Source organism: Herbaspirillum sp. 3R11 (assembly GCF_004563925.1).
GTDB lineage: Bacteria > Pseudomonadota > Gammaproteobacteria > Burkholderiales > Burkholderiaceae_D > Herbaspirillum.
In genome coordinates this window covers 724,439-736,453 of the sequence record NZ_SPNJ01000001.1, presented here as the reverse complement: position 1 = coordinate 736,453, position 12,015 = coordinate 724,439, and the positions used below count along the sequence as shown (strand labels likewise).

Here is a 12,015-nt window from a genome sequence, read left to right as displayed (position 1 = left end):
GACAGACTTTGGAATTCAGGAGACGACATGCCATTGCTGCACCCAGACCGACTGTTCCCCGCCGACCCCGACACGCGCTCGATCGCGCGCCGTCTCTATAAAGAGATCAAGGACGCGCCCATCGTCAGCCCGCACGGCCACACCGACCCTGCCTGGTTCGCCGACAACGCCGCCTTCCCCAATCCGTCGGCGCTGCTGATCCAGCCCGACCACTATGTCTTCCGCATGCTGTTCAGCCAGGGCGTCAGACTGGAAGAACTGGGCATCCCGGCCCGTGACGGCAGCGCGGTCGAGGCTGATCCGCGCCGTATCTGGCGTATCCTGGCAAAACACTGGCCGCTGTTTCGCGGCACGCCGTCACGCATGTGGCTCGATCACGTGTTCGAAGAAGTGTTCGGCCTCGAAGAAGGTCTGACCGAGGCCAACGCCGATCGTCTCTACGATCACATCGATGCTTGCCTGCAGCGTCCCGAGTTCCGCCCGCGCGCACTGTTCGAACGCTTCAACATCGATGTCATCGCCACTACCGAGTCGCCGCTCGATCCGCTGGCGCATCATGCCAAGCTGAAGAACGATCCGTGGCAGACCGCCAAGGGCCGCGCCCGCGTGGTGACGGCCTATCGTCCCGATCCGGTGGTCGATCCGGAATTCGAAGGCTTCACCGCCAATGTCGAGCGCTTCGGCGAACTGACCGGCGAAAACACCCGCACCTGGGAAGGCTATCTGAAAGCGCACCGCGTCCGTCGCGCCTTCTTCAAGGAACACGGCGCCACCTCGACCGACCACGGTCATCCGAGCGCGCGCACCGCCGACCTGCCATTGGCCGAATGCAAGGCGCTGTTCGACAAGGCGCTGTCGGGCAAGATCAGCAGCGACGAAGCCGAACTGTTCCGCGCCCAGATGCTGACCGAGATGGCGGCGATGAGCATCGACGACGGCCTGGTCCTGCAGATCCATCCAGGTTGCTGGCGCAGCCACAGCCCGGCGATGCTGGCGCGCTTCGGCCGCGACAAGGGTTTTGATATTCCGATGCAGACCGAATACGTCGGCGCGCTCAAGCCGCTGCTGGATCGCTTCGGCCTCGACCCGCGTCTCTCCGTGATTCTGTTCACGCTCGATGAGACCAGTTACTCGCGCGAACTGGCGCCGCTGGCCGGCGTGTATCCGGCCCTGAAGCTCGGTCCGGCATGGTGGTTCTTCGATGCGCCGGAAGGCATGCGTCGCTTCCGCGAGCTGACCACCGAGACCGCCGGTTTCGCCAACACGGTCGGCTTCAACGACGACACCCGCGCCTTCCTGTCGATCCCCGCCCGTCACGACGTCAGCCGCCGCATCGATTGCGGCTACCTGGCGCGCCTGGTGGCCGAACATCGCCTGCATGAAGACGAAGCGCTGGACCTGGCGCATGACCTGACTTATCGCTTGGCCAAGCAGGCTTATCGTTTGTAATTCATACGTAATCGTTTTTGAAAGAGAGCCACCGCAATCGCAGTACGGTTTGAAGATTCATCAGAGCGTCACAAGACGTCCGCTTTATCCCGGTACCCAACAATTCCATCTCTAGGAGGAGACAACAATGAAACAGGTTTTGAATACCTTGCACAAGGCGACTCGCCGCACCGTCATGGCCGCCGCCATCAGCGTCGGCTTCGCTGCCATGGTCGGCAGCCCCGCTGCGCATGCGCAGGCAGCCGTCACCATCAACGTGGTCGACGTCGCCGGTTCGCTGGCACTGTTGCAGGAAGCGATCGAGTCATACAAGACCACGCACCCCAACGTCAAATTCACCTTCACCAAGGCGCCGGCGCCGGAGCTGCCGAGCAAGCTGAAGGCGATGCAGAACGCCAAGCGCAGCGACATCGATCTGGTCCTCGGCGGCACCGACATTCTGGCTGCCGGCATCGAGCAGAATCTGTGGGTGACGCTGCTGCCCGAGAACAACGCCAAGTTCGCACCGTTGACCGACAACTACCTGCCGGAAGTGAAGAAGATGCAGGAACTGGCGCATAACCAGGGCCTGGCCGTGGCCTTCATGCCGGCCGGTCCGCTGCTCGAATACAACCCCGACAAGGTCAAGCAGGTGCCGACCTCGCCGCAGGAATTGCTGGCATGGTGCAAGGCCAATCCGAACAAGCTGATCTATGCGCGCCCGGCCAACTCCGGTCCCGGCCGCACCTTCCTGATGGGCCTGCCTTACCTGCTCGGCGACAAGGATCCGAAAGATCCGGTCAAGGGCTGGGACAAGACCTGGGCCTACCTGAAAGAGCTGAACACCTGCATCGAGTACTACCCAGGCGGCACCGGCGCCGTGATGAAGGAACTCGGCGAAGGCTCGCGCGACATGACCGTCACCGTGACCGGCTGGGACATCAACCCACGTGCACTGGGCGTGGTGCCGAAGGAATTCAAGGTCGGCGCCTTCAAGAACATGACCTGGGTCAACGACACCCATTACATGATCGTGCCGAAGGGCCTGGCTCCCGCCAAGCAAGCCGTGGTGCTGGACGTGATGGCTTACCTGCTGCAACCGAAGCAACAGGCGCAGACCTACGACAAGGGCTACTTCTACCCTGGTCCTGCGATCAAGAACGTGCCGGTGACGATGGCGCCGCAAGCCAGCCAGGACACGCTCAAGGAATTCGGCCGCGCCGAATACGCCGACTGGATCGCCAAGTTCCCGCACGTGCAACCGCTGGATGCACAGGTAATGGTGAAAGCATTCCGTATCTGGGATGAGCAAGTCGGCGCACAGAAGTTTAAATAAGCAAAAGCAAAGTAGCAGAGACAAAGCAGAACCAGCCGGGCGGCAATGACACATTCCACGCCGCCCGGCTCATTACGATCAATTAGAGGCAAGCATGAAACCTGACTTCAAGACATTGCGACTGGATCGCGTGACACGTCGCTTTGGCGGCCCGGCTAAAACCAACGATGCACCGCAGATCGCTGCGCTGGACGGTTTGCAGATGGACATTGCGCGCGGCGAATTCATCGCCCTGCTCGGCCCTTCCGGCTGCGGCAAGTCGACCGCGCTGAACTGCATCGCCGGCCTGCTGCCCTTGTCGGACGGCGGCATCTATCTTGACGATCACCGTATCGATACCTTGCCGCCTGAACAGCGCGGCTTCGGCATGGTGTTCCAGAATTACGCCCTGTTCCCGCACATGACGGTGGCCAAGAACGTCGGCTTCGGCCTGCTGATGCGCGGCGTTCCCGCCGCCGAAATCCAGACCCGTGTCAAGCGCGCCCTCGACCTGGTGCAACTGGCGCAACACATGAACAAGCTGCCCGGCCAGTTGTCCGGCGGCCAGCAGCAGCGCGTGGCAATTGCCCGCGCCATCGTCATCGAGCCGCCGCTGATCCTGATGGATGAGCCGCTGTCCAACCTCGACGCCAAACTGCGTCTGGAAATGCGCTCCGAAATCCGTCGCATCCACGGCGAACTCGGCCGCACCACGCTGTACGTCACGCATGATCAGGATGAAGCCTTGTCGCTGGCTGACCGCATCGTCGTCATGAAAGACGGCAAGGTCCAGCAGATCGGTACGCCGCCGGAAGTCTACGGCCAGCCGTCCAATCTCGCGGTGGCGCGCTTCATGGGTTATCGCAACGAGTTGATTCTGGATGTGGTTGCTCAAGATGCGCAAACCGTGACCCTGGCCGGTCCCGGCGTCAATCTGGTCGGCATTCCGAAGATGCGCCTGAACGCCCGCGCTGCGGTATCGATCCGTCCGGAAGAATTCAGCATCTGCGCCGATGGCAGTAACCCATCCAACAGCATCAGCGCGCGTGTGGAGTCGGTTGAATATTACGGTCGCGAATCGCTGTTCATGCTGCGCACGCAAGACAACACACGCCTGTATGTACGCGCCGAAGGCAAAGCCTCGCCAGGTGAAACCATCCGTGTCGCGGTCGCAGCCGATCGCGTGCTGGCTTATCCTTCCGAACAGGTGGCATGATGCTGACGTCCTCGCAAACCGCCGGCGCGCGCTGGCGCGATCCGGCCATGTGGATGGCTGCTCCGGCGGTGATCTTCATGCTGGCGGTGTTTGTCTATCCGTTCATTCACGGCCTGATCCTGTCGTTCCAGCCGCTCCAGGGCGGCACGCTGTCGAACTACATCAAGTTCTTCAGCACTGAGAACCTGTGGATGACCATCGGTGTGACGCTCAAGCTGGCCTTGCCGGCGACGCTGATCAACATCCTGATCGCGGTACCGGTAGCCTATCGCCTGCGCCACAAGACGCCGTATCAAAAGATCGCCACGACGATCCTGGTGATTCCGATCACGCTGGGCACCGTGCTGATCGCCGAAGGCATGCTGACTTACTTCGGCCCGAAGGGCTGGTTCGCGCAAATCCTGCAAACGCTGCATATCTATGAAGGCGCGATCCGCCTCACGCACAACTATGCGGGCGTGCTGATCTCGCTGGTGATTTCGGGCTTCCCGTTCGCCTTCCTGCTGATCCTGTCGTACATCACCGGCATCGATCCGGTGCTGCCGCGCGCGGCGGCGACGTTGGGCGCCAATCCGTTCAACCAGTTCCGTTACGTGATCTTCCCGCTGATCCTGCCGGGCCTGGCGATGGCGTTCTGCCTGTCGTTCGTGCAGGCGTTTTCGGTCTTCCCGTCAGCCGTGCTGCTGGGTTCACCGGCCGGGGCGACGCGTGTAATTTCGATTGCGGCATATGAAGCGGCGTTCGAAAACTACGACTACTCCATGGCGTCGGCAGTGGCGATGATCATGGGCGCTGTGCAATTGGGCGTGGTGGTGATCGTGCTCGGTGCGCGCAATCTGTTCTATCGCGGTCCGGTCACCGGCGGCAAAGGCTAATCATGAATCAAGCAACGACAACTACTTCTCCCATGATGACATCGCAATCCATCTCCAGACAGCCAGCACCGAAGCGACGCACGCATTGGGGCAGCCGCGCCTGGAGCGGGCTGGTGGTCGGCCTGATGACCTTCTTCCTGATCAACGTCGGCCTGATGATCGCCTCGGTCGCCACCAACTCGGTGGCCAAGCGCTGGCTCGGCACCTGGCTGCCAAGCGGCTGGACGCTGGAGTGGTATTCCGCCGCCTGGCAGGAGTTCCAGCTCGGCGATGTCTTGCTGGTGACAGTGCAGGTGGTGCTGTCGGTGGTGGTGCTGTCCATCCTGATCGGCGTGCCGGCAGCCTACACCCTGGCGCGGCGCAACTTCCGCGGCAAGAAACTGCTGACCGGTTTGTTCCTGCTGCCGCTGATGATTCCGCCGATCACCTACGGCATCCCGTTGGCGACGCTGATGTATGAACTGCACCTGGCCGGCACCCTGCCCGGTGTGATCATCGCCAACCTGTTGCCGGCGCTGCCGTTCGTGATTCTGGTGATGACGCCGTTCATCGAGCAGATCGATCCCAATCTGGAATCGGCTGCGCGCGTGTTCGGCGCACGCACCTTCACGATGTTCCGCCATGTGCTGGTGCCGCTGCTGGCGCCGGGCATCCTGGCCGCCTCGCTGCTGGTGCTGGTGCGCACGATTGCGATGTTCGAGCTGACCTTCCTGACGGCCGGTGCGGATACGCAGACGCTGGTGGTGGCGCTGTATTACTCGGTGTTTGCCGCAGGCGTGCGCGCTTCGCAATCGATCGATGCGATGGCGATGGTGTACATGATCGTCACCTTGATCTGGCTGCTGATCGCCATGCGCTTCGTCAGTCCGACGCAACTGGTGTCGCGCGTCAAAGAGCATCCGCAAAAATAATCAAACCTGACGCAGACAGACGATGAAGCTGAACAAGCAAACACTGGCGCAAACAGACAAGCAAGCAGACAAGCGGGCGGCGCTGCCGGCGTATGACAACGCCGTCCTGCTGCCCGGCATCGTGCATCTCGGACTGGGCGCCTTCCACCGCGCGCACCAGGCGGTCTACACCGACACGGTGCTGGCGCAGGGCGACCTACGCTGGGGCATCGTCGGCGTATCGCTGCGCAGCGCCGACACGCGCGATGCGCTGGCGCCGCAGGACCATCTCTACACGCTCGGCATCAGGGGAACGGAAGGCGAACAACTGCGCATCATCGGTTCGCTGATCGAGTCGCTGGTTGCGCCGGAGTCGCCTGCCGCGGTGTTGGCGGCGATGAGCCATCCGCATTGCCACATCGTCAGCCTGACCGTGACCGAAAAAGGCTACTGCCACGATCCGGCGTCCAACACGCTGCGCTTCGATCATCCCGACATCGTCCACGACCTGGCGCATGCGGACGCGCCGCGTTCGGCCATCGGCTTCATCGTGTGCGCCCTCGACAAACGCCGCGATGCGGGTCTGCCGCCGTTCACGGTACTGTCGTGCGACAACCTGCCGTCCAACGGCAACACGTCGCGCGCGCTGGTGCTGGCGTTTGCCGAGCGTATCGATCCTGAATTGTCGAAATGGATTTCCCAGCACGGCGCTTTTCCCAACTCCATGGTGGACCGCATCGTGCCCAAGACCACCGAGGAAGATCGCGCCGCCATCGCCGCACATCTGGGCGTCGACGACGCCTGGCCGGTGGTGACGGAGCCGTTCTCGCAATGGGTGATCGAAGACCGTTTCGCCGGTCCGCGACCGGCCTGGGAAAGCGCCGGCGCGACGTTGGTGGAAGAAGCCGAACCCTACGAACACGCCAAGCTGCGCATGCTCAACGGCAGCCATTCCAGCCTCGCCTACCTCGGTTCGCTGGCGGGCTATATCACTGTTGACCAAGCCATTCGCGACGATGGTTTGCGCGCTTTCATCGAACAGATGATGACGCAGGAAATCGCGCCGACGCTGCAACGGCCCGGCCTGAATGACTATCGCGATGAACTGGTGGAGCGCTTCCGCAATCCGGCGCTGAAGCATCGCCTGCAGCAGATCGCCATGGACGGTTCACAGAAATTGCCACAGCGCCTGCTCGGCACCATCCGTGCGCGCCTTGATGCAGGACTGCCCTGTGCGCGACTGTGTTTTGCAGTGGCGGGATGGATTCGATATTTACGCGGGGAAGATGAAGCCGGATTGGTATATCCGATTTCGGATCCACTGGCGGAATCATTGCAGGCTGCCGCATGTATCGCCGACATCGATGAGCGTGTGGATGCTTTGCTGGCTTTGGAAGCAGTGTTCGGAAACGACCTGGCCAAGCGAGTGGAGTTCGTGTCTGCCGTGAAGACATTCCTGCGCAGCATCGAAGAGCAAGGCGTTCTGAAAGCGCTCAGCAAGATCGGTGCGTAGTCAGACGGAGGCGGAAGCGCGCACCTTGCTCTTCGCCTCTTCGGTATCTTTCACCGGCGGCAGGCCGAACATCCTGCCGTATTCGCGCGTGAACTGCGGCACGCTCTCGTAACCGACCGCAAACGCCGCACTACTGGCGCTGACGCCGTCGTTCAGCATCAGCCTCCTGGCCTCGATCAGGCGCAACTGCTTCTGGAACTGCAGCGGCGACAACGAGGTCACGCTGCGGAAATGCTGATGGAACGACGACGGGCTCATGCCCGCCACCGCCGCCAGACGTTCCACCGGCAAGGCCTGCGCAAAATCGGTCCGCAACACGTCCACCGCACGCGCCACGCGCCGCGCCTGACTGTCCGGCCACCCCAGATTGCGAATCGCAGCGCCATGCTTGCCGGCCAGCAGCCAGTAGTGCAACTCGCGCGTCAATTGCGTCTGCAGCACGGGCAGCGCCGCCGGACGATCAAGCAAGCGCATCAGCCGCAACGCCGCGTCGGCGACTTCCGTATCGGTAGGATCGACGCGCACCGGCACGTGCGCAGAAGCAGGCGCCGCTTCCATCTGCATCGCCAGATCGGCGATCACCGCAGGATCGAGTTCCAGCACCAGCGATAGATAAGGCGCGGCAAGACTTGCACGCGTAATCTGGCTGACCGTCGGTACGTCGGCTGTGATCAGCAGCGAATCGCCGGCCGAGAAGGCAAAGGCTTCCGCGCCCATGGCGACACGCTTGCTGCCTTGCAAGACCAGGCATACCAGCGGTCGAGAAATGGCGTAAAGCAACTCGCTGACTTCGGTCGCGCGCACGATGGTAAGCCCGGCGATAGGTGTATGCGCCAGCCCGTCCCGGTCGGCATGGGCGTCGGCGTAGCGTTGCACGGCAGTGAGTAAAGTCGTCATGCTGCAAGCCTACCTTGTCGGAGATGGTCTTGCACGCGACTTGTGCTCGAGTTGGAGGATCAGGCAAGGAACGTCGAGTATCCGGTAACCGGGCCTGCTCCCTGCGTTCGATACTGCGGTCTCCATCAACGCACCAGCACAGGAGCTCCATCATGACCAAGATCACCCTCATCACCGGCGCCAGCCGCGGACTCGGCCGCAACACCGCCCTCAGCATCGCCCGCCAAGGCGGCGACGTCATCGTCACCTACCACAGCCGCAGCGACGAAGCGCAAGCCGTAGTCGCCGAAATCCAGGCACTCGGCCGCAAGGCGGTCGCATTGCAGCTCGACACCGGCGACGTCGCCGCATTCGCCCCCTTCGCCGAACGCCTGCGCGCCGCACTGCGCGACAGCTGGTCGCGCGACAGCATCGATCACCTGGTCAACAACGCCGGCCACGGTGACTACGCCCTGATCGGCGACACCACCGAGGCGCAGTTCGACGGCCTGGTGAACGTGCATTTCAAGGGCGTCTATTTCCTGACGCAAACCCTGCTGCCCCTGATTGCCGACGGCGGCCGCATCGTCAACCTGTCCTCAGGCCTGACGCGCACCTCGTTCCCCGGCTATGCCGTATACGCCGCAGCCAAGGGCGCGGTCGAAGTGCTTACACGCTACATGGCAAAGGAGCTTGGCGCGCGCGGCATCGCCGTCAACACGGTAGCCCCCGGCGCCATCGAAACCGACTTCGGCGGCGGCGCAGTACGGGATAACCCGGACATCAACAAACTGTTTGCAGGAATGACCGCACTGGGCCGCGTAGGCGTACCGGACGACATCGGCCCGATGATCGCGTCACTGCTGTCACAGGATAATCGTTGGGTAACGGCGCAAAGGATTGAAGTGTCGGGCGGACAAGGAATCTAAGAAATCAAGGAAAAAAAGAGGCAAGAAAGACGCAAAAAATCACGATGCCGAAGGCGAGCCACCCAAGGCAATGCGAAGCGAGCCGAAAAAGGAATTCCGCTTATGAGTCGCCGTTGGTGACGCGCACAAATCGGATAAAGAAGGGAAACTTGTCTGAGCGAAGCGAGTTTGTTTCCCTTCCCGATTTGTGCGTGGCGCCAACGGGAACCTCGCGCAGCGAGGCGGCGAATCGCGGTCGCCTTTCTTTGCTTACTTTCTTTGGCGAAGCAAAGAAAGTGAGCGGCTGCCGGGCCGCCCCCGGCAAGGTCGACCGAAGAGAAAAAGGAATAAATAAGAACAGAACGAAAAACTTCAGGCGGAAGTCACCGAATTACGGTTACCAACCCGCCTAACCAAGGCCGCCAACACATCCTGCCCATCAGGCCAGTCCCCCAACCCCGAAGCAGTATTGATATGCCCCACCGCCCCCGCATTGACGAATTCGCTCCCCCAAACCCCAGCCCAATGCTCCGCACGTTCCGCCGACATCCACGGATCATCGGTACTACCGACAACCACCGAAGGAAACGGCAACCGCGTCTGCACGACATCGGCAACTTTGAATTTTTCAGGATCCGCCGGCGCCACCAACAACGCGCCAACGATATGACCGGCGTCAACACCAGCACGATGCACCGAAGTCAGGCAACCGAAGCTGTGCGCGACAAGAACAGTAGGACGAACATCCTGCGCCAGCACTTCCTGCAAACGCGCCGACCACACCGGCAAATCCGCAACATCCCAGCGATCCTGCTCAACCCGCTCGAAAGCCGGATACAGCCGTTGCCAGCGTGACTGCCAATGCTCGGGACCGCTGCCGTCAAGTCCCGGCACCACCAGCACGCGGAAATCAGCAATGCGTGCAATGGATGTGTTGCCCATGTCAGGCCACCTTGCTTTCAGAGTTTGAGAGTGGAAGCGCCAAAACCGATTTCGGCGTATCCCACAAATAGCCCTGAGCATACACCGGCGTTGCCAGCTTGCCGCCGAACTCTTGCAACCGCGCGAATACATCCGAATTCTCGACGCGTTTGAACACGACGCGAATGCCGAGTGCGCCGGCCTGGCGCAGCAACTTTTCAGTGCCCTCTTCATCAACCAGTTCGCGCGCATCGACCTTGATCATGTCGGGCTTGACCTTATCGAGCAAGGCCAGCGCGTCGCGCGCATCGGCGGCGCTGATGCCGAGCCGGAAACCGTTGCGCCGGTAATTGTCGAGCACGTAGTTGAGCAGCCAGCCCTGGTTCTGCGTCACCACCGGCATTTGCAGCACGATCTTGTCATGCGGCAGTTCCAGCAGGTTGAGAATGCGACGGAAAGCGATGCCGTGATTGCTGTCGACGGCCGCCAGCAACCGCGCATGCACGCTCAGGTGCAGACTGACGTCATGGTCCACCTGGCGATAAAAATTGATCGAATGCAACATGCGGCACAAGCGGTCCAACTCGACCGACTCGTCATCGCTGGCGGCCTGGTCGAGCAGGCGCCACAGATGCAGGCCGCTGTCGTCTTCGGAATAACTGCGCGCAAAACCTTCATGCGCAACGATGGTGGCGTCCGGCGTGCCGGCGCTGCCGAATACACGTATCGGCTGAAACGCGGAAGTGAGCGTGGTATTGAAATACTTTCCCTGCGCCCGCCCTTCCGCATCCAGCCAGACCCTGGACTCTTCTTTCACAGACCCGTTGAGACGGGCAAGATATTTTTCCAGGGCTTGATACTTCATCAATGGCTCCGCGAAATAATCAGATCAGAGCTTGGCGATCGACACTTCAGTCGCCTTGACCAGCGCGACGACTTCGCTGCCGATCACCAGGCCCAGGTCCTTGACCGAGCGTGTGGTGATGACCGATGTGACGATACCGGCAGGTGTTTCGACATCGACTTCGGAGACGACGGAGCCTTCGATGATGGCTTTGACTTTGCCCTTGAATTGATTGCGGACGTTGATGGCTTGAATGGTCATGCTTGACTCCTGGTGAGGTAGAAAACTGCGTTGAAAAACGAAAACAAAAACAAAAACAAAAACAAAAACGAAAACTCAAATTGCCCACTGCACCTGATTGACGGTCTTTTGCAGCGAGACATCGCCGAGCGCGCTGTCCGGCGCATTGGCCGGATGTTGCAGCACGCGCGACAGGATGTACTCTTCCATCTGCGCGAACGCAGGGTTGCCGCGTGCACGCGGACGCGGCAGGGCTATGGTCTGGTCGAGCGTGATGTTGCCGTCTTCGATCAACACCACGCGATCGGCCAGCGCGATCGCTTCCTGTACGTCATGCGTGACCAGCACGGCGGTGAAGCCGCGCTTTTGCCACAGCGATTCGATCAGTTGCTGCATCTCGATGCGGGTCAGCGCATCGAGTGCGCCCAGCGGTTCGTCCAGCAGCAATAATTCAGGGTCGTGCACCAGCGCGCGCGCCAGCGCCACGCGTTGACGTTGACCGCCCGACAGCACCGCCGGCCATTCGCCGGCGCGCTCTTCGAGACCGACCTGGCGCAGCGCTTGCGAGGCCGAGGGCAAGGCCGCCTTGGGCAAGCCCAGCGCCACATTGTTGAGCACGCGTTTCCATGGCAGCAGGCGCGAGTCCTGGAACATGATGCGGGTCTCCGGCTCAAAGCCCGGTTGACGTCCGTCGGCGTCCTTGGCGAAGGCGACTTCGCCGTGGGTAGCAGTTTCCAGCTTGGCGATCAGGCGCAACAAGGTGCTTTTACCGCAACCGCTGCGACCGACGATGGCGACGAACTCGCCGGGCTTGACGTCGAGTGCGACGGCTTTGAGCACTTCGCGGCCGGCATAGGATTTCGACAGGCCGTCGATGGCGACGCGCACGCCGCGGCTCTGCTTGCCGGATTGCGCTTCGGCGGCATTCTTCACTTGCGTGGTTTCGACAGGATTGTTTTGCATTACGACGCCTTTATCCGTTGCCTTGT

General features: G+C 61.5%; 12 protein-coding genes. 7 read left to right on the top strand and 5 right to left on the bottom strand.

Annotation, left to right across the window (positions count from 1 at the left end):
• Positions 1-27 precede the first annotated feature (27 nt).
• From uxaC to E4P32_RS03440, 6 genes are all read left to right on the top strand, one after another.
• On the top strand, positions 28-1,449 hold the full coding sequence (gene uxaC / locus E4P32_RS03465; protein ID WP_116433253.1) for a glucuronate isomerase: 1,422 nt from the start codon (positions 28-30) through the stop codon (positions 1,447-1,449).
• A 127-nt stretch (positions 1,450-1,576) separates the two neighbouring features.
• The gene (locus E4P32_RS03460; protein ID WP_116433254.1) at positions 1,577-2,764 is read left to right on the top strand and encodes an extracellular solute-binding protein; all 1,188 of its coding nucleotides are present in this window, start codon (positions 1,577-1,579) and stop codon (positions 2,762-2,764) included.
• A gap of 94 nt (positions 2,765-2,858) precedes the next feature.
• The gene (locus E4P32_RS03455) at positions 2,859-3,959 is read left to right on the top strand and encodes an ABC transporter ATP-binding protein (RefSeq protein WP_116433255.1); all 1,101 of its coding nucleotides are present in this window, start codon (positions 2,859-2,861) and stop codon (positions 3,957-3,959) included.
• A complete protein-coding gene (locus E4P32_RS03450) occupies positions 3,956-4,834 on the top strand; it encodes a sugar ABC transporter permease (RefSeq protein WP_116433256.1) in 879 nt (292 codons plus the stop codon). The genes E4P32_RS03455 and E4P32_RS03450 overlap by 4 nt, the downstream gene beginning before the upstream one ends.
• 32 nt (positions 4,835-4,866) lie before the next feature.
• Positions 4,867-5,745: an ABC transporter permease subunit gene (locus E4P32_RS03445; protein ID WP_199525579.1), complete on the top strand. Its 879-nt coding sequence runs from the start codon at positions 4,867-4,869 to the stop codon at positions 5,743-5,745.
• 22 nt (positions 5,746-5,767) lie between these two features.
• Positions 5,768-7,237, top strand: a complete 1,470-nt coding sequence (locus E4P32_RS03440; protein WP_116433257.1) for a mannitol dehydrogenase family protein — start codon at positions 5,768-5,770, stop codon at positions 7,235-7,237.
• Here E4P32_RS03440 and E4P32_RS03435 read toward each other — a convergent pair whose 3' ends face one another.
• Complete coding sequence (locus E4P32_RS03435; protein WP_116433258.1) at positions 7,238-8,134, bottom strand: AraC family transcriptional regulator; 897 nt, start codon at positions 8,132-8,134, stop codon at positions 7,238-7,240.
• A 152-nt stretch (positions 8,135-8,286) separates the two neighbouring features.
• Between E4P32_RS03435 and E4P32_RS03430 the strand changes: the two genes are divergently transcribed.
• Positions 8,287-9,042: an SDR family oxidoreductase gene (locus E4P32_RS03430; RefSeq protein ID WP_116433259.1), complete on the top strand. Its 756-nt coding sequence runs from the start codon at positions 8,287-8,289 to the stop codon at positions 9,040-9,042.
• Between the two features lie 351 nt (positions 9,043-9,393).
• Here E4P32_RS03430 and E4P32_RS03420 read toward each other — a convergent pair whose 3' ends face one another.
• From E4P32_RS03420 to E4P32_RS03405, 4 genes are all read right to left on the bottom strand, one after another.
• Positions 9,394-9,963, bottom strand: a complete 570-nt coding sequence (locus tag E4P32_RS03420) for an alpha/beta hydrolase (RefSeq protein WP_116433261.1) — start codon at positions 9,961-9,963, stop codon at positions 9,394-9,396.
• A 1-nt stretch (position 9,964) separates the two neighbouring features.
• Positions 9,965-10,807, bottom strand: coding sequence for an EAL domain-containing protein (locus E4P32_RS03415; RefSeq protein ID WP_116433262.1), 843 nt, complete (start codon positions 10,805-10,807; stop codon positions 9,965-9,967).
• 24 nt (positions 10,808-10,831) lie between these two features.
• Complete coding sequence (locus tag E4P32_RS03410) at positions 10,832-11,047, bottom strand: TOBE domain-containing protein (RefSeq protein ID WP_007884497.1); 216 nt, start codon at positions 11,045-11,047, stop codon at positions 10,832-10,834.
• A 75-nt stretch (positions 11,048-11,122) separates the two neighbouring features.
• Positions 11,123-11,989: an ATP-binding cassette domain-containing protein gene (locus E4P32_RS03405; RefSeq protein ID WP_116433913.1), complete on the bottom strand. Its 867-nt coding sequence runs from the start codon at positions 11,987-11,989 to the stop codon at positions 11,123-11,125.
• Positions 11,990-12,015 lie beyond the last annotated feature (26 nt).